This window comes from Bradyrhizobium sp. CER78, from assembly GCF_029846235.1.
Taxonomy (GTDB): domain Bacteria; phylum Pseudomonadota; class Alphaproteobacteria; order Rhizobiales; family Xanthobacteraceae; genus Bradyrhizobium.
Map to the genome: position 1 here is coordinate 323,337 of NZ_JARVWP010000004.1, position 18,049 is coordinate 341,385.

At 65.0% G+C, this 18,049-nt stretch carries 16 protein-coding genes; 11 read left to right on the top strand and 5 right to left on the bottom strand.

The window, feature by feature from the left end:
* Positions 1 to 220 precede the first annotated feature (220 nt).
* The 7 genes from topA (at position 221) to QDT69_RS10420 (ending at position 9,043) form a co-directional block, all read left to right on the top strand.
* Entirely contained in the window at positions 221 to 2,980 is a 2,760-nt protein-coding gene (gene topA / locus QDT69_RS10390; RefSeq protein WP_279706484.1) for a type I DNA topoisomerase, read from the top strand.
* The gene (gene rnr, locus QDT69_RS10395; RefSeq protein WP_279706485.1) at positions 2,981 to 5,341 is read left to right on the top strand and encodes a ribonuclease R; all 2,361 of its coding nucleotides are present in this window, start codon (positions 2,981 to 2,983) and stop codon (positions 5,339 to 5,341) included.
* Positions 5,332 to 5,769 (top strand): DUF983 domain-containing protein, encoded by a 438-nt coding sequence (locus QDT69_RS10400; RefSeq protein WP_279706486.1) that lies wholly within the window; start codon positions 5,332 to 5,334, stop codon positions 5,767 to 5,769. The genes rnr and QDT69_RS10400 overlap by 10 nt, the downstream gene beginning before the upstream one ends.
* Before the next feature lie 36 nt (positions 5,770 to 5,805).
* The gene (locus QDT69_RS10405) at positions 5,806 to 6,555 is read left to right on the top strand and encodes an NUDIX domain-containing protein (protein WP_279706487.1); all 750 of its coding nucleotides are present in this window, start codon (positions 5,806 to 5,808) and stop codon (positions 6,553 to 6,555) included.
* 227 nt (positions 6,556 to 6,782) lie between these two features.
* Positions 6,783 to 8,108 carry an LLM class flavin-dependent oxidoreductase gene (locus QDT69_RS10410; RefSeq protein WP_279706488.1) on the top strand — a complete coding sequence of 442 codons (1,326 nt, stop codon included), beginning with the start codon at positions 6,783 to 6,785 and terminating at the stop codon, positions 8,106 to 8,108.
* A gap of 127 nt (positions 8,109 to 8,235) precedes the next feature.
* Positions 8,236 to 8,403 (top strand): 50S ribosomal protein L33, encoded by a 168-nt coding sequence (rpmG, locus tag QDT69_RS10415; protein WP_018271988.1) that lies wholly within the window; start codon positions 8,236 to 8,238, stop codon positions 8,401 to 8,403.
* Between the two features lie 109 nt (positions 8,404 to 8,512).
* Positions 8,513 to 9,043 carry a hypothetical protein gene (locus QDT69_RS10420; protein WP_279706489.1) on the top strand — a complete coding sequence of 177 codons (531 nt, stop codon included), beginning with the start codon at positions 8,513 to 8,515 and terminating at the stop codon, positions 9,041 to 9,043.
* Here QDT69_RS10420 and QDT69_RS10425 read toward each other — a convergent pair.
* From QDT69_RS10425 to QDT69_RS10435, 3 genes are all read right to left on the bottom strand, one after another.
* Positions 9,040 to 9,168 carry a hypothetical protein gene (locus tag QDT69_RS10425; RefSeq protein ID WP_021078305.1) on the bottom strand — a complete coding sequence of 43 codons (129 nt, stop codon included), beginning with the start codon at positions 9,166 to 9,168 and terminating at the stop codon, positions 9,040 to 9,042. The two genes, QDT69_RS10420 and QDT69_RS10425, sit on opposite strands and share 4 nt — an antisense overlap.
* Before the next feature lie 72 nt (positions 9,169 to 9,240).
* Positions 9,241 to 10,638 carry an ammonium transporter gene (locus tag QDT69_RS10430; protein ID WP_279706490.1) on the bottom strand — a complete coding sequence of 466 codons (1,398 nt, stop codon included), beginning with the start codon at positions 10,636 to 10,638 and terminating at the stop codon, positions 9,241 to 9,243.
* Between the two features lie 502 nt (positions 10,639 to 11,140).
* Positions 11,141 to 12,373: an MFS transporter gene (locus QDT69_RS10435; RefSeq protein ID WP_279706491.1), complete on the bottom strand. Its 1,233-nt coding sequence runs from the start codon at positions 12,371 to 12,373 to the stop codon at positions 11,141 to 11,143.
* 132 nt (positions 12,374 to 12,505) lie between these two features.
* On the opposite strand from QDT69_RS10435, the gene QDT69_RS10440 reads away from it, so the two are divergent.
* The gene (locus QDT69_RS10440; protein WP_279706492.1) at positions 12,506 to 13,102 is read left to right on the top strand and encodes a TetR/AcrR family transcriptional regulator; all 597 of its coding nucleotides are present in this window, start codon (positions 12,506 to 12,508) and stop codon (positions 13,100 to 13,102) included.
* A gap of 127 nt (positions 13,103 to 13,229) precedes the next feature.
* A complete protein-coding gene (locus QDT69_RS10445) occupies positions 13,230 to 14,435 on the top strand; it encodes a serine hydrolase (RefSeq protein WP_279706493.1) in 1,206 nt (401 codons plus the stop codon).
* On the opposite strand, the gene QDT69_RS10450 is transcribed toward QDT69_RS10445, so the two are convergent.
* Positions 14,432 to 15,805: a PleD family two-component system response regulator gene (locus QDT69_RS10450; protein ID WP_279706494.1), complete on the bottom strand. Its 1,374-nt coding sequence runs from the start codon at positions 15,803 to 15,805 to the stop codon at positions 14,432 to 14,434. The genes QDT69_RS10445 and QDT69_RS10450 overlap by 4 nt on opposite strands.
* Positions 15,806 to 15,820: 15 nt before the next feature.
* Positions 15,821 to 16,186, bottom strand: coding sequence for a response regulator (locus QDT69_RS10455; protein ID WP_016845968.1), 366 nt, complete (start codon positions 16,184 to 16,186; stop codon positions 15,821 to 15,823).
* Positions 16,187 to 16,415: 229 nt separating this feature from the next.
* Here QDT69_RS10455 and QDT69_RS10460 point away from each other — a divergent pair, with 229 nt between their 5' ends.
* Complete coding sequence (locus tag QDT69_RS10460; protein ID WP_076858046.1) at positions 16,416 to 16,715, top strand: DUF3572 domain-containing protein; 300 nt, start codon at positions 16,416 to 16,418, stop codon at positions 16,713 to 16,715.
* Positions 16,694 to 18,010, top strand: coding sequence for a DNA polymerase IV (locus tag QDT69_RS10465; protein ID WP_279706495.1), 1,317 nt, complete (start codon positions 16,694 to 16,696; stop codon positions 18,008 to 18,010). The genes QDT69_RS10460 and QDT69_RS10465 overlap by 22 nt, the downstream gene beginning before the upstream one ends.
* The last annotated feature ends 39 nt before the right edge of the window (positions 18,011 to 18,049 follow it).

An 18,049-nucleotide genomic window follows, 5' to 3' on the forward strand; every position in this document is an offset into this window, starting at 1 on the left:
TCCGATTCCCACCCCATATATAAAGAGATACGCCCTTTCCGGGCGCAACTCTAGGACGCATTTTTCAACCTTTGAGATAGGAACTCCACAGTTTGAGCCCCACCTCCAATATCTGGCGATTTGACACCGACCGCCCCAGCACCCATGTTCGCCCCGACACGGCGGGCCGCGAGTCTAGCGGATGCCACCTTCAAGTTTTCCCGTAAGCTATTGGAATGACATGAATATCGTCATTGTGGAGTCGCCGGCCAAGGCCAAGACGATCAACAAATATCTGGGGTCCTCCTATGAGGTCCTGGCGTCGTTCGGCCATGTTCGCGACCTCCCGGCCAAGAACGGTTCCGTCGATCCGGACGCCAATTTCCAGATGATCTGGGAGGTCGATGCCAAGGCCGCGAGCCGGCTCAACGACATCGCCAAGGCGCTCAAGGGTGCCGACCGCCTGATCCTCGCAACCGACCCTGATCGCGAGGGTGAGGCGATCTCCTGGCACGTGCTGGAGGTGATGAAGGAGAAGCGCGCGCTGAAAGACCAGAAGGTCGAGCGCGTGGTGTTCAACGCCATCACCAAGCAGGCCGTCTCCGAGGCCATGAAGGCGCCGCGCCAGATCGATGGCGCGCTGGTCGATGCCTATATGGCGCGCCGCGCGCTGGACTATCTGGTCGGCTTCACCCTCTCCCCCGTGCTGTGGCGCAAGCTGCCCGGCGCCCGCTCCGCCGGCCGCGTGCAGTCGGTCGCGCTGCGGCTGGTCTGCGACCGCGAGCTAGAGATCGAGAAGTTCGTGCCGCGGGAGTACTGGTCGCTGGTCGCGACGCTGCTGACGCCGCGCGGCGAAGCCTTCGAGGCGCGGCTGGTCGGCGCCGACGGCAAGAAGATCGCCCGGCTCGACATCGGGTCCGGCGCGGAAGCCGAGGACTTCAAGAAGGCGATCGAGGCCGCGCTGTTCAAAGTCGCGACCGTCGAGGCCAAGCCGGCGCGGCGCAACCCGCAGGCGCCCTTCACCACCTCGACCCTGCAGCAGGAAGCGAGCCGCAAGCTCGGCTTCGCGCCGGCGCACACCATGCGCATCGCGCAGCGGCTCTATGAAGGCATCGACATCGGCGGCGAGACCACCGGCCTCATCACCTATATGCGAACCGACGGCGTGCAGATCGCGCCCGAGGCGATCACGCAGGCCCGCAAGGTGATCGGCGAGGACTACGGCAACGCCTATGTGCCGGACGCGCCGCGCCAGTACCAGGCCAAGGCCAAGAACGCGCAGGAAGCGCACGAAGCGATCCGCCCGACCGATCTGTCGCGCCGCCCGGCCACCATCGGCCGCAGGCTCGATGCCGATCAGGCGCGGCTCTATGAACTGATCTGGAAGCGCACGATTGCGAGCCAGATGGAGTCAGCCGAGCTCGAGCGCACCACCGTCGACATCGAGGCCAAGGCCGGCGCCCGCGTGCTGGAGCTGCGCGCTTCCGGCCAGGTCATCAAGTTCGACGGCTTCCTCGCGCTCTACCAGGAAAGCCGCGACGACGAGGAGGACGAGGACTCGCGCCGCCTGCCCGCAATGAGCGAGGGCGAAGCCGTGAAGCGCCAGAGCCTTGCCGTCACCCAGCATTTCACCGAGCCGCCGCCGCGCTTCTCGGAAGCGTCATTGGTGAAGCGGATGGAAGAGCTCGGCATCGGCCGTCCCTCGACCTATGCCTCGATCCTGCAGGTGCTGAAGGACCGCGGCTACGTCAAGCTCGAGAAGAAGCGGCTGCACGGCGAGGACAAGGGCCGCGTCGTGGTCGCGTTCCTCGAGAATTTCTTCTCGCGCTATGTCGAGTACGACTTCACCGCCGATCTCGAGGAGCAGCTCGACCGCATCTCAAACAACGAAATCGCCTGGCAGCAGGTGCTGCAGGATTTCTGGCGCGGCTTCATCGGCGCGGTCAACGACATCAAGGACCTCCGCGTCGCCGAGGTGCTCGATGCGCTCGACGAGATGCTGGGTCCGCATATCTATCCGCCGCGCGCGGATGGCGGCGACGTCAGGCAGTGCCCGACCTGCGGCACCGGCCGGCTCAACCTCAAGGCCGGCAAGTTCGGTGCATTCGTCGGCTGCTCGAACTATCCGGAATGCCGCTACACCCGCCCGCTCGCGGCTGATAGTGCCGAGAGCGCCGACCGCGTGCTCGGCACCGATCCCGACACCGGGTTCGACGTCACGGTGAAGGCCGGCCGCTTCGGCCCCTACATCCAGCTCGGCGAGCAGAAGGATTACGCCGAAGGCGAGAAGCCGAAGCGCGCGGGGATTCCCAAGGGCACCTCGCCTGCCGATGTCGATCTCGAACTGGCGCTGAAACTGTTGTCGCTGCCGCGCGAGATCGGCAAGCATCCGGAAACCGGGCAGCCGATCACCGCCGGCCTCGGCCGGTTCGGGCCGTTCGTCAAGCACGAGAAGACCTATGCCAGCCTCGAGGCCGGCGATGAGGTGTTCGACATCGGCTTGAACCGCGCCGTGACGCTGATCGCGGAGAAGATCGCCAAGGGCCCGAGCGGCCGCCGCTTCGGCGCCGACCCGGGCAAGCCGCTCGGCGATCATCCGACGCTCGGCGCCGTCGCGCTGAAGAACGGCCGCTACGGCGCCTATGTCGCGGCCGGCGGCGTCAACGCGACGATCCCGAGCGACCGCACGCCCGACGAGGTCACGCTCGCGGAGGCGATCGCGCTGATCGACGAGCGCGCGGCCAAGGGCGGCGGCAAGAAGGTCAAGAAGGCGGCAAAGCCTGCCAAGGCCAAATCCGAAAAGAAGGCCGACACAGCCGACGGTGACGCCGAGGCCAAGCCCGCCAAGAAGGCTGCGAAGAAAGCCGCCGCGAAACCGAAATCGGATGCGACCAGCAAGGCGCGCGCGCCGGTCGCTTCGGGGGCCAAGACATCGCCCGCAAAGTCATCGACGTCAGCGAAAGCGCCCGCGAAGAAGAGCGCCGGTAAGGCACGAGGATAAGTGAAACGAAAACCCGACCATGGCTTTCCGGGCCGGGACGCCATCGTCGCCTTCATCCGCGCCAATCCAGGCAAGGTCGGCACCCGCGAGATCGCGCGCGAGTTCGGCCTGAAGAACGCCGACCGCATTGAGCTGAAGCGGATCCTCCGCGAGCTCGCCGACGACGGCACGGTCGCCAAGCGCGGCCGCAAGATCCACGAGCCGGCGGCGCTGCCGCCGACCGTGCTCGCCGACATCACCGGCCGCGACAGCGATGGCGAATTGATCGCAACGCCCGCCGAGTGGGACAGCGAAGAGAACGGCACCGCCCCGAAGATCCGCATCGAGACGCCGCGGCGGCCGAAACCCGGCACCACCGCCGGCGTCGGCGACCGCGCACTGCTGCGCGTCGAGGTGACCGACGAGCAAGACGGCACACCCTATCGCGGGCGTGTCATCAAGGTGATCGATCACGGGCGCACGCGCATCCTCGGCATCTTCCGCCACAACCCGGATGGCGGCGGCCGGCTAATCCCGGTCGACAAGAAGCAGGCCGGCCGCGAGCTCAACATCGCCAAGCCGGATACCGGCGGCGCCGAGGACGGCGACCTCATCAGCGTCGATCTGATCCGCACCCGCAGCTTTGGGCTCGCCTCCGCCCGGGTCAAGGAGCGGCTTGGCTCGATCGCGAGCGAAAAGGCGATCAGCCTGATCGCGATCAACACCCACGACATCCCGCAGGTGTTTTCGTCGTCTGCGCTCCGCGAGGCCGAAGACGCGCAGCCCGCGACATTGCAGGGCCGCGAGGACTGGCGCGACGTGCCGCTCGTCACCATCGATCCGCCCGACGCCAAGGACCACGACGACGCCGTGCATGCGGAGGTCGACACCGATCCGAACAATGCGGGCGGCTTCATCGTCCACGTCGCGATCGCGGACGTCGCCTACTATGTGCGGCCTGGTTCGGCGCTCGACCGTGACGCGCTCCAGCGCGGCAATTCGGTGTACTTCCCCGACCGCGTGGTGCCGATGCTGCCCGAGCGGATCTCCAACAATCTCTGCTCGCTGGTGCCGGGCGAGCCGCGCGGCGCGCTCGCGGTGCGGATGGTGATCGGCGCCGACGGCCGCAAGCGCTCGCACACTTTTCATCGTGTGCTGATGCGTTCGGCCGCGAAGCTCGCTTACGCGCAGGCGCAAGCCGCGATCGACGGCAGGCCCGATGACACCACCGGCCCCCTGCTCGAGCCGATCCTCAAGCCGTTGTGGTCGGCGTACGAGTTGGTCAAGCTCGCACGCAACGAGCGCGATCCGCTCGATCTCGATCTGCCCGAGCGCAAGATCCTGCTGAAGCCGGACGGCACCGTCGATCGCGTGATCGTGCCGCAGCGGCTCGATGCGCACCGGCTGATCGAGGAGTTCATGATCCTCGCCAACGTCGCCGCGGCGGAGATGCTGGAGAAGAAGGCGCTGCCGCTGATCTATCGCGTGCATGACGAGCCGAGCCAGGAGAAGGTGCACAACCTCCAGGAATTCCTGAAGACGCTCGACCTGCCCTTCACCAAACAGGGCGCGCTGCGTCCCGCGCAATTCAATCGCGTGCTGGCGCAGGTTGCGGGTGAGGATTACGAGCCGCTGGTCAACGAGGTGGTGCTGCGTTCGCAGGCGCAGGCCGAATACTCCGCCGAGAACTACGGCCATTTCGGCTTGAACCTGCGCCGCTACGCGCACTTCACCTCGCCTATCCGCCGCTACGCCGATCTGATCGTGCATCGCGCGCTGATCCGCGCGCTCGGCCTTGGCGAAGGCGCCTTGCCGACCGACGAGAGCGTGGAGACACTGGCCGAGATCGCCGCGCAGATCTCCGTCACCGAGCGCCGCGCGATGAAGGCGGAGCGCGAGACCACCGACCGGCTGATCGCGCATTTCCTTGCCGACAAGGTCGGCGCCTCGTTCCAGGGGCGCATCTCCGGCGTGACGCGCGCCGGCCTGTTCGTGAAGCTCGACGACACCGGCGCCGATGGCCTGATCCCGATCCGCACCATCGGCAGCGAGTATTTCAACTACGATGAGACGCGCCATGCGCTGATCGGCACGCGCAGCGGCGCCATGTATCGGCTCGGTGACGTCGTCGACGTGCGGCTGGTCGAGGCAGCACCAGTGGCGGGCGCACTGCGCTTTGAGCTATTATCCGACGGCCAGGCAATTCCGCGTGACAGAAAACGCGACGGCAAGAGAGCCGAGCGCCGCGCCGCGGGATTCGGCAAGGGCCCGAAGGGATCGGGCAAGAAAGCGCACAAGGAGCGGAAATCGCGCAACAAGAAGGACCGCAAGCCGGCGAAGTCGAAGCCCGGCAAATCGAAGCGAGGCAAGTCATGGAAGTGACACCGCCGACGGTGGTCTGGACCCGCGATGCGGCCGAGTCCGAGAAGCGCGACGTGTGGAGCGCAATGAAGCGCGGGTTCCGCAGCTGCTGTCCGCGCTGCGGAAAAGGCAGGCTGTTCCGCAAGTTTCTGAAATGCGACGGCCACTGCCCGGTCTGCGATCTCGATTTCTCACCGCATCGCGCCGACGATCTGCCCGCCTATCTCGTCATCGTCATTGTCGGCCATATCGTGGTACCGACCGCGCTATGGATCGAGACCAACTATTCGCCGCCGGTGTGGCTGCAACTTGCGATCTATCTGCCGCTCACGCTGTTCGCATCGCTGGCATTGTTGCAACCGGTGAAGGGAGCCGTGATCGGCTTGCAATGGGCCCTGCGCATGCATGGCTTTGACGAGAATCCCCCTAGCGACATCCCGCCGGTCTAGCTAAACCGGACGATAAGAAGAAATGAAAGGGATGAAATGACTGAAGCCGCCGCCCCTGCCGCCGTCGTCCACCAGGGCGAAAAAGAAGCCGATCATCACGCGTATTTTCGGCCGAAGGATGCCGCGACGCTGATCCTGATCGATCGCTCCGGCGCCAAGCCGAAGGTGCTGGTCGGCAAGCGCCACGACAAGGTCGTGTTCATGCCCGGCAAGTTCGTGTTTCCCGGCGGCCGCGTCGACAAGGCCGACAACCGCGTGCCGGTCGCAGCCCCGATCACGCCGGAGCTCGAAGCCAATCTGTTGAAGGGCAGTCCGAAGATCACACCCGGCCGCGCGCGCGCACTCGCCAATGCCGCGATCCGCGAAGCCTGCGAAGAGACCGGGCTTTGCCTCGGCCGCAAGGTCGAGAAGAGAGCGAAGCTCGACGGCCCGTGGGCGCCGTTCGCCGACGCTGGCCTCTTGCCCGATCCGTCCGGCCTGTTCCTGATCGCGCGCGCGATCACCCCGCCCGGCCGCGTTCGCCGCTTCGACACCCGCTTCTTCACGGCAGACGCCTCGACAATCGCGCATCGCGTCGAGGGCGTGGTGCATGCCGATGCCGAACTGGTTGAGCTCGTCTGGGTCGAGATCGGCTCCGAGCCGCTCGCGGACGCGCATGCCATGACCAAGAACGTGCTTGCCGAGCTCGACCGCCGTCTTGCCACCGGCCCGCTCCGCCACGACGCGCCGGTGCCGTTCTTCCATTTCTACGGCGGCAAGATGCAGAAGGACGTGCTGGGGGCGTAGGCCAGCCCCGTCATTGCGAGCGAAGCGAAGCAATCCATCTCACCGCTTGTTGATCTATGGATTGCTTCGTCGCTTACGCTCCTCGCAATGACGATCAGGGGATCGACTGCAGACTTATCCTCCCGCCGTCCCTCAAATTGCAAAAATCTTCTGGCGCTGTCGGGATGGCGCGCCGCAAAGCGCCTCCCTATCTGTTCCGCTAACGACATCAAGAACGGAACGGGGCAATGGCGAAGCGTCAACTCAAGCTCGGCGCATTCATGCGGCCGATCAGCATCCACACCGGCGCCTGGCGCTATCCCGGGGCCTGGCCCGACGCCAATTTCAACTTCGACCACATCAAGACGCTGATCCGCAAGCTCGAGGCCGGCAAGTTCGACGCGTTCTTCATGGCCGACCATCTGGCCGTGCTCAACATGCCGATCAATGCGCTGAAGCGCAGCCACACCGTGACCTCGTTCGAGCCGTTCACGCTGCTGTCAGCACTCTCCGCCGTGACCGAGAATATCGGCCTGATCGCGACCGGCTCGACCACCTTCGACGAGCCCTATCACGTCGCCCGGCGCTTCGCTTCGCTCGATCACATCTCCGGCGGCCGGGCGGGGTGGAATATCGTCACGACATCCAATCCGGATGCGGCGCTGAATTTCGGCCTCGACGATCACATGGAGCATGCGGAGCGCTACAAGCGCGCCCGCGAGTTCTACGACGTCGTCACCGGCCTGTGGGATTCCTTCGCCGATGACGCCTTCGTGCGCGATGTCGAGTCCGGGCTGTTCGTCGATCCCGACAAGATGCATGTGCTCAACCACAAGGGCAAATACCTCTCGGTCCGCGGCCCGCTGAACATCGCCCGTCCCGTTCAGGGCTGGCCTGTCATCGTGCAGGCCGGCGCTTCCGACGACGGCAGGCAGCTTGCGGCCGAGACGGCGGAAGCCGTGTTCACCGGCGGCGGCAGCTTGGCCGACGGACAGAAGCTCTATGCCGACATCAAAGGCCGCATGGAGAAGATCGGACGCGATCCCGAGCATCTGAAGATCCTGCCCGGCGCCTTCGTCGTGGTCGGCGACAGCGTCGAGGAAGCCAAGGAGAAGCGCGCGCTGCTCGACAGCCGCGTGCATTACGACAGCGCGATCGCCTCGCTATCCGTGATCCTCGGCACCGATGCGTCCGGCTTCGATCCCGACGGTCCATTGCCGCCGATCCCGGAAACCAACGCCAGCAAGAGCGGGCGGCAGCGCCTCGTCGATGTCGCCGCGCGCGACAAGCTCACCGTGCGCCAGCTCGCCCAGCGCGTTGGCGGCTATGGCGGGCTCGCTTTCGTCGGCACGCCGCAGACCATCGCCGACCAGATGGAGGAATGGCTGACGAGCCGTGGCAGCGACGGCTTCAACATCATGTTCCCCTATCTGCCGCAGGGCCTGTTCGAGTTCGTCGACAAGGTGGTCCCGGAACTGCAGAAGCGCGGAATCTTCCGCAAGGAGTATGAAGGGCGGACGCTGCGCGAGAATCTGGGCCTGCCGCGGCCGAAAAACCAGTTCTTCGAGGGCTAATCGGCCGGAATCGGGATGATTTCGGCCCGGAAATCCTTGACTTTGAGCGGTTTGTGGCTAGTTTCCGGGCCAAACGCGGGCCGATTTGGCCGGCTCCCGATACCCCTTCATTTTCGAGGATTTGCATATGGCCAAAGCGGTCACCATCAAGGTCAAGCTCGTGTCGACGGCCGATACCGGCTTCTATTACGTCGCCAAGAAGAATTCGCGCACCATGACCGACAAGCTGGTCAAGAAGAAGTACGACCCGGTCGCGCGCAAGCACGTCGAGTTCAAGGAAGCCAAGATCAAGTAAGATCGCCTGCTTCTGACGTTTCGAACGGGGCCCTCGCGGCCCCGTTTTTGCTTTGTGGCCTAGCGTCGTCCCTCATGTCTTTCGGGCACGTCCCGGGCGCAGGGCTCACATGATCGCAAGCTTGGACGAGGGAAACGTCGGCGGCTACTCGGTCGCCTACGGCCGCGAGGACATCTACTTTCCGGTCTATGTCACGGCCGCGCTTGCCGCGGTCTTCCTGACAGCGACGTGGATCACGGGCGCGATCTACTGGCTGACGCTGGCGGCCGCCGCCGCGGGCTTCACCTACTACAACATTCCGCTGCTGGAGGCCGGTCGTCCGACCATCGGGGCCAACCAGTACGGCATCTTCATCCAGGCCTTCGGGCTGATCCGCTGGCGCGCTATCAAGCAGATCGACCTCGTCGAGATCGCAGAGCGCGCGATGACCGTCCACGAATTGCAGATCGCGCTCAATGTGCCGCTCGGCAGCGCGCTGGTGGCTGACTGGCGCAAGCGGCCCGCCTATCGGCTGCTGATGCGCTTGCCGTGGCGCATGGACCATCGCGGCGTGGTCCGCGTCAATCTCGAGCCATTCGACCGGACGCCCGACGAGATCCACCGGACGTTCCTGAGGATGTGGCGCTACTACCGGAGCTAGCCTTTGAACGCCTCATCCGGCAGATGCGCATCCGCGATCTCTGCATCCGGATTGTGTGTGATGGTCATGAACCAAACGAGGCTGAAGAACAGCGACCACGCTGTGTTCCAATAGAACCAGTTCATCGGATCACCTCGAACAGCTTTGATCCGTGCCAGCCGGCAACGATCGCCGGCCGGCGCGGAATGCCGCCAAGTCTACTGCACGACCTCGCCGTGCAGCGCCAGATCCAACCCTTCGCGCTCGATGTCGCGCGTCACGCGAAGCCCGACGAAGAGATTGATCACGAACAGGATGATCAGGCTCACGACGGCATCATACACGAAAACCGTCGCGACGCCGATGCATTGATTGAGGAACTGCCCGGCATTTCCCTCCAGAACGCCAGCCGTTCCACCATACTGCTCGACCGCGAACACGCCGGTCAGCAGCGCTCCGACGATGCCGCCGAGGGCATGAACGCCGAAGCAGTCCAGCGCGTCATCGTAGCTGAACATGCGCTTCAAGCCGGTGCATCCCCAGTAGCAGCAGACGCCGGCGGCGATGCCGATCGCGAAGGCGCCGACCGGCCCGACGAAACCGGAGGCCGGCGTGATCGCGACGAGACCTGCGACAGCGCCCGAGCAGATGCCGACGACCGTCGGCTTGCCCTTGAGTGCCCACTCCACCAGCATCCAGGTGAAGCCCGCCACTGCGGTGGCGATCTGGGTCACCAGCATCGCCATGCCCGCCTGCATTCCGGCGGTGACGGCGGAACCGGCGTTGAAGCCGAACCAGCCGACCCACAGCAGCGAGGCGCCGATGAAGGTCAGCACCATGTTGTGCGCCGGCCCCGTCTCGACGCGCTTGCCGAGCATGATCGCGCACATCAGGCCGGCGACGCCGGCATTGATGTGCACCACGGTGCCGCCGGCGAAATCGAGAACCTTGACATACGCAGCGTCGTTGCCCGCGGAGAAGATGCCATCGGGCCCCCAGACCCAATGCGCGATCGGCGCATAGACGAAGATCGCCCACAGCCCGATGAACCAGAGCATTGCCGAGAACTTCATCCGCTCGGCAAACGCACCGGCGATCAGCGCCGGCGTGATGATGGCGAACGTCATCTGGAAGCAGATGTAGACGGCCTCAGGGATGGTCGCGGCGAGCGGATTGGGATTGCCGATGCCACCCTTGCCGATGTCGCTCAGGATGTCCTTGAGGAACATGCGATCCAGGCCGCCGATAAACGGCGTGCCGGCACGAAACGCCAGGCTGTAGGTGATGACGGCAAACAGGATCGTGACCAGGCAGGTCACCGCGAAGCTGGTCATCACGGTATCGCCGACGTTCTTCTTGCGCACCATGCCGCCGTAGAACAGGCCGAGCCCCGGCACCGTCATCATCAGGACGAGCGCGACTGACGTGAGCATCCAGGCGGTGTCGCCGGAATTCGGCGTGCACTTCTCAAGGATCTTGCCGCCGCAGGCCGGCGGCGCCGCCGCATCCTCAGCCAGCGCAAGGTCACTGAATAGCAGGCAAAGAAGCGCTACCCCCAGCAGAGCAACCACGATTCTCACGAGCTTCGGGCGCGTGTATGTCGCAGACTCCATCATCGTCCTCCCATCACAAGAAATGCTGGTGTTCGGAATCGGCGCGGCGCGTTCGGAGCGCGAACGCCGAAAGACAGCGCGTGCTCGGCTGTCGGGATCTCTCGAAGTGCCGTGCGGCGGATGGCGCGATACAGCGAAGACGCAGCGGCGTCGGGCCGGGCGTGAGGCACAACGGTCTCCTGCTCGGCGGCGCGGCGAAGGCCGTGGTGCGCGGATGGCTGGAGAATGACGGCGACTAGCCTCATCGCGGCCAGCCCTTCCCATGGGTCCCCAAGCCGGAAAACCTCTGCAACGGCTTCCGGCACGATTTCTAGCCAAATTCAATCAAGATTCGTGCCACCGGCGCGCGCCGAGCAACACGTTGAAGACACTGCGAATTCAATCTACGCGCGCAACGGCTTCGCGCTCCACTGCACGTTCCCGCAGCAAGTGATCGCTGGAAAAATAGGCAGCAATCGGCGGCTGCCCTCGTATGCGGCAGCCGCCGATTTACTGGATCGGAAGCTCAGGCGGCCTTGAGCAGCGGCGGCTGCGCCGGCCGGATCAGCGCGAAGGCAAGCTGGATGATGCCGCCGGCAAGCCCGAGCGCGACGCCGATGCGCCAGGCCATGGTGTAGGAGCCGAGTGAGTCGTAGATCACCCCTCCTCCGTAAGCACCGAGGAAACTGCCAACCTGATGGCTCATGAAGGCAAGGCCCTGGATCATCGCCTGCCAGCGCAGCCCGAACATCTCGGCCACCGCGCCCGCGACCAGCGGACCGACGCCCATCCAGAGGAAGCCCATGATGGCGCCGAACAACAGCGTCGAGCCAGGCGTTGCCGGCAGCATGAAATACCAGGCAAGCGCCAGCGAGCGCAGGATGTAGATGCCGCCGAGCAGCGCGAGCTTGTTCCAGCGCTGGCCGGCCCAGCCGAAGAACAGCGAGCCCAGCACGTTGAAGCCGCCGATCATGCCGAGCGTCTGCGCGCTCAGCATCGGGTCGAGCCCGCAGATCGCCAGATACGACGGCAGATGCGTGGTCAGGAAGACGAGCTGCATGCCGCAGACCATGTAGGCGCAGGTCATCACCACGAACGACGCGTTGCCGAACGCGGTCTTCGCCGCAGTCGCGGCCGTCGCGTTGCCGATGTCGTCGCCCGCAGGCTTCGGCAACGGGATCTTGTCGACGCGCCCGGCGTACAAGGCTGCTGGAATCATGAAGACCGAGAGGATGACGAAGCCGGCAAGCCCGACGCGCCAGCCGAACCCTTCGTTGAGCATCTGGCCGATCGGTGCCGACAGCAGCGCGCCGAGCGAGCCCGCGGCGGAGACCATGCCGAGCACGGTCGAACGCACCGTCTCAGGCACCGCGCGCGCCGCGACCGACATGGCGATCGCATTCGCGGTGCAGGCGAGCGAAAGGCCGATCAGCACACCGGCGCCGATCATGATGCTGACGAGGCCATGCGCCGTCGTCATCAGCACGAGGCCCGCGATGTAGGCCAGCGCACCGACCACCATGATCGGGCGGAAGCCGTAACGCACCGTCATCGCGCCAGCGAACGGCTGCAGAAAGCCCCAGGCGAGGTTCTGCACCGCCAGCGCCAGCGTGAAATGGGACACCGAGATGCCGATGTCGTGCGTCAGCGGCTGCATGAAGATGCCGAGGCTCTGCCGCAGCCCCATGCTCAGCGTGAGCATGATGGAGGCGCCGATCAGAATGGGAAGCGTGGGACGCAGGACCTGCAGCAGGGGCATTGTTCTTGTTCTCCCAAAGGGCGCGGCGCGAGTGCCGCAGCCTGCGAATCCCGCTTATTTTAGGTACACAGACCTGTGTAATTAGGCTATACGGAGGCGGTGCTGTCAAGCGAAGAGGATCACGGCCGGCGCATGGCTTCCCCGCCTCCCAAACAGACCATGAAAGAGCGGATCCTCGAGACCGCCGACAGACTGTTTTACCTGCGGGGCATTCGCGCCATCGGCGTCGACACCATCGCGGCCGAGATCGGCATCAGCAAGCGCACGCTCTACAATCACTTCCCCTCGAAGGATGCGCTGATCGAGGCCTATCTGCAGCACCGCTTCGTGCAGCCCCGCCCCTCCGACAAGCCGCCGGCCGAGCAGATCCTCGCAACCTTCGATTCGCTGGAGCGGCGCTTCGCGGCGAAGGATTTTCGCGGCTGTCCGTTCGTGAACGCGGTGGCCGAGCTCGGACCGGAGGACGAAGACCGTACCATCAGAAACATCGCGGTTGCCTTCAAGGAAAGCCGCCGGATCTGGTTTCGCGATCTGCTCCGGCAGCTCGGTGTCGCCGATGCCGAGGGACTTGCGACCCAGCTCACGCTGCTGGTCGACGGCTCGATCGCACAGGACCTGGTGCGCGACGATCCCGCGATGGCGCGCGCGGCCAGGGAAGCGGCGCGCGTGCTGCTGGCAAGCGCAGGCGTCAAGGTCGCAAGCTCCACAGACAAGAAGCGCGGCGGATAAATCCGGTTGCGCAAACAGGTTCCGTTTGGTTGGTAGCGCGAACCACGCGCGACGGCCCGAGCGGATATTCCGTCACGCGAGATGGCCGACGACCGCGCGAACGGCGCGGCGCAACAGGGGAACGACCATGGAAGATCTGAAGGTGACGGCCACCGGCTACGATTTCGCGCCGGCGCGCGCCGCCATGCAGCGCTACATCGACAACAATCTCCTGTCCGGCATCTCGTCTGCGGTGATGGTGGGTCGCGACCTCGTCGATGTCTCCTGCGTCGGTTGGGCCGACAAGGAAGCGCAGATCCCGCTGCGCACCGACCATATCTTCCGGGTGTTCTCCAACACCAAGCTGGTCACCTCCTGCGCGGCACTGCTGCTGTTCGAGGAAGGCCGCTTCCGGCTCGACGATCCGATCGAGACCTACATCCCGCAGCTCGGAAACCGGAAGGTGCTGCGGCCCGGTGCGACGTCGATCGGCGACACCGAGCCGGCGCGGAGCTCGATCACCATCCGCCAATTGCTGAGCCACAGCGCCGGCCTGAGCTACGGCTTCTTCGATCCCGGCACCGTCATCTTCAAGGCGCTCAACGAGCGCGGCGTGCACAATCCCAACACGACCCTGGCCGAGATGGTCGATGTGCTGGCCGGTCTGCCGCTGATCTATCAGCCGGGCACGTCGTGGGAATACTCGCTCGCGATCGACGTGGTGGCGCGCCTCGTCGAGGTGGTCAGCGGCCAGAGCTTCGACAAGTTCATCAAGGCGCGCATCCTCGATCCGCTCGGCATGGTCGATACCGGCTTCGTCGTTCCCGAGCAGGATCAGGGGCGCCTGGTCGCATACTACGCCGGTGCCGATCTCATGGAGCCGATGAAGCCGGGTCTCACCCGCACCGACAATGCGCCCTTCCCCGGCGCCTATCTGCGTCCGGTCGCGCGGCTCAATGGCGGCGGCGGCCTGGTGTCGACGCTGCCCGACATGGTCGCATTGATCCGCAGCCTGCTGCCGGGCGGACCGACGCTGCTGAAGCCGGATACCATCGCAGCGATGATATCCAACCAGTTGCCCGACGGACAATGGATCCGCTTCGCGATGATGGGCGAGCAGCCCGGCAAGGCGCATGGGCTTGCCGGTGGCCTGATCCTCAACCCCTCGCCGATCGATCATCCCGATGCCGCCGGCGAGTTCTACTGGGGCGGCGTCGCGGGCACCCAGTGGTGGATCTCGCCCAAGAAGGGCATCGCCGGCGTGATGATGGCGCAGCGCCAGATGGCGTTCGTCCATCCGTTCTCGTTCGAGTTCAAGCGGATGGCCTATGACGCGGTGAAGCGCGGCCGTTAGGCCGCCGCCGAGACCACGCGGTTGCGGCCGTCGTGCTTGGCGCGATAGAGCGCTGTGTCGGCGCGCTTGAGCACGTCGGAAACCGGCTCGCCCTTGCGCTCCAGCGTGGTGAGACCGATCGAGATCGTCACGGTGATCCGCTTGCCGCCCTTGTCGACGGCAAAGGGCTCGCCCGCGACCGAGCGGCGCAGCCGCTCGGCAACCATGCCGGCGACATGAAGATCGGTCTCCGGCATCACGATCACGAACTCCTCGCCGCCGTAGCGGCAGGCGAGATCGATGCCGCGGATCGACTTGCGGATACGGACGGCGAATTCGCGCAGCACGTCGTCGCCGGCATCGTGGCCGTAGGTGTCGTTGATCGCCTTGAAGTAGTCGATGTCGAGGATCATCAGCGCCAGCGGCTTGCCGCGGATCGAGGCCTGCTCCGCGAGCGTCGCGAGGTGGCTCTCCATGTAGCGCCGGTTGTTGAGGCCGGTCAGCGCATCCGTGATCGCCATCTCGATCGAGTTCTGCACATTGTCGCGCAGATGATCAGTGTAGCGGCGGCGGCGGATCTGGGTACGCGCCCGCGCCAATAGCTCGTTCTTGTCGACCGGACGCAGCAGGTAGTCGTTGACGCCGATCTCGAGCCCGCGCATCAGCCGCGTGTTGTTGTCGGCATCCGAGATCGCAAGGATCGGCACCTGACGCGTTCGCTCCAGCGAGCGGGCCTGGCTGCACAGCCGCAGGCCGTCGAAATTGTCGAGGCTGAGCGACACGATCAGCAGGTCGTAATTGCCCTCGGCGGCATGGAACAGCGCTTCAGACGGATTGGTCTCGACGTCGACGGTATGTTCGGCGGAGAGGATCGGCGCCAGCTTCTCGTAGGACGACGGCCGGTCATCGACCAAGAGGATGCGGCCGCCGGTACCACGATCCGCGATCGCGCTGCGCTCGGGCGCCTGCATGCCGATCTCGAGCGAGGTGATGGCGCGCATCCGCAGCTCGTCGGTCATCATCTTCAGCCGCGTCAGCGAGCGCACGCGCGCGATCAGCACGACGTCGGATACCGGCTTGGTCAGGAAATCATCGGCGCCGGATTCAAGTCCGCGCACGCGATCGGCCGGACTGTCGAGCGCGGTGACGATCACCACCGGAATGAAATGCGTCGCCGGATTGGACTTCAGCCGGCGGCAGACCTCGAAGCCGTCCATGTCAGGCATCATGACATCGAGCAGGATGATGTCGCATTCGGCGCGCGCGCAGATTTCCAGCGCCTCGCTCCCGTTGGAAGCGGTCAGCACATCGAAATATTCGGCCGACAGGCGGGCTTCCAACAGCTTGACGTTCGCCGGAACGTCATCGACGACGAGGATACGCGCGGACATTGCACCACAACTCCCCTATCCGATAAAGCGTCGGACAGTCTCAATAAATTTGCCGACCGAGATCGGCTTGGACAAATAGGCTTCGCAGCCGCCCTCGCGGATGCGTTCTTCGTCGCCCTTCATGGCGAAGGCGGTGACCGCGACCACCGGAATCGTGCGCAGATCGGGATCGTCCTTGATCCAGCGCGTGACCTCGAGGCCGGAAACCTGGGGCAGTTGAATATCCATCAGGATGAGATCGGGCCGCAGCTTGCGGACGAGATCGAGCGCTTCGAAGCCATTGCTGGTGCCCGAAGTCTGATAGCCATGCGCTTCCAACAGATCGCGAAAGAGCTTCATGTTGAGCTCGTTGTCCTCCACGATCAGGACGGTTTTGGCCATCCCGTCCCTCCCAAACCCAGGAGACGGGCCCTGCTGCGGCGCCTCACGCACCGCGCTCGGGACGCGTCGAAAATGTGAATTCAAACTAGCGCCAGAATCGCTCTAACCCGTTAACCCGTTAGTCCAACTTCCGCAGCGTGGTTTCCGTTGCTTGAACACATGCGGAAGACTCGGGCATGATGGGCCTCTCAATAGAGACCATAAGTTAACGGAAAGGCAAACCGGCGCGTTGAAAAAGCCTGTTCACAACCCCCGGGAAGTTGCTGAAATCGTTGCGATTCAGGCGCTCGGTTTCATTGCCGGCGATCCCGAGCGGCTGGGCCTGTTCCTGGCCGAAACCGGAATCGGTCCGGAGACACTGCGGAACGCGGCGTCCAATCCTCAATTTCTTGCGAGCGTGCTCGATTTCGTGATGCGCGACGATGCCACAGTGAAGGCGTTCGCAGCCGCCTCCGAATTGCATCCGACCAACATCGCCGCCGCCCATCAGGCGCTGGGTGATCCGAGATGGGAGCGCGACGTGCCGTGACGACGGCAGCGGCAGCTTCCGACGGCCCCCTCAGTTTCTGCCGAGACTGCCTCGGCGATCTCGACATCAAGGTGAAGCGGTGCAGCCATTGCGGCTCGCCGCGGCTGGTGCGGCATCGCACCCTGCCCGCGCTCGCGCTGGCGCATATCGACTGCGATGCGTTCTATGCCACCGTCGAGAAGCGCGACAATCCTGAGATCGCCGACCGCCCCGTCATCATCGGCGGCGGCAAGCGCGGCGTGGTGTCGGCCGCCTGCTACATCGCCCGCACCTACGGCGTCCGCTCGGCAATGCCGATGTTCAAGGCGCTGGAACTCTGCCCCGACGCCACCGTGATCCCACCCGACATGGCGAAATATGTCCGGGTCGGCCGCGAGGTGCGCCAGGCGATGCAGGCGCTGACGCCGCTGGTCGAGCCGCTGTCGATCGACGAAGCCTTCCTCGATCTCTCCGGCACGCAGCGCGTTCACGGCATGATCCCGGCCAAGGTGCTCGCCAAATTCGCCCGCGAGATCGAGCGCGATATCGGCATCACGGTGTCGGTCGGGCTGTCCTGCAACAAGTTCCTCGCCAAGATCGCCTCCGATCTCGACAAGCCGAGGGGTTTTGCCGCGCTCGATCAGGACGAGGCGCGCGAGATGCTGGCCAGCAAGCCGGTCGGCTTCATCTACGGCGTCGGCCCGGCGACGCAGGAGAAGCTGGTGCAACGCGGGTTCCGCGTCATCGCGGACCTGCAGCGCGCCGACGAGAACGAGCTGATGAAGCAGTTCGCGAGCGAGGGCCGCAGGCTGTGGCGGCTGGCGCGCGGCATCGACGACCGCAGCGTGGTGCCCGATCGCGGCGCCAAGACGATCTCGAGCGAAACCACCTTCGAGACCGACATCCGCGATTTTGCAATCCTGGAAAAACTGCTCTGGAAGCTGTCGGAGAAGACCTCGGCGCGGCTGAAGAGCAGCGATCTCTCAGGCTGCACCATCACGCTGAAGCTGAAGACCGCGGACTTCCGCCAGCGCACCCGCTCGCAATCGATCCAGACCCCGACCCAATTGGCCGCAAAGATCTTTGCAGTGACGCGCGAGATGCTGGCGAAGGAGATCGACGGCACCGCCTTCCGCCTGATGGGCGCCGGCGTCAGCGCGTTGCGCCCGGGCGCGCAGGCCAACGATTCCGACATGCTCGACCGCCGCTCGGCCCACGCCGAACGCGCGATGGACAATCTGCGCAAGAAATTCGGCAATGCCGCGGTGATCCGGGGCATCGCCTATGAGGGGCCGGCGAAGAGCGTCGAGGAGTGAGAGACTGTCATTCCGGGATGGTCCGAAGGACCAGACCGC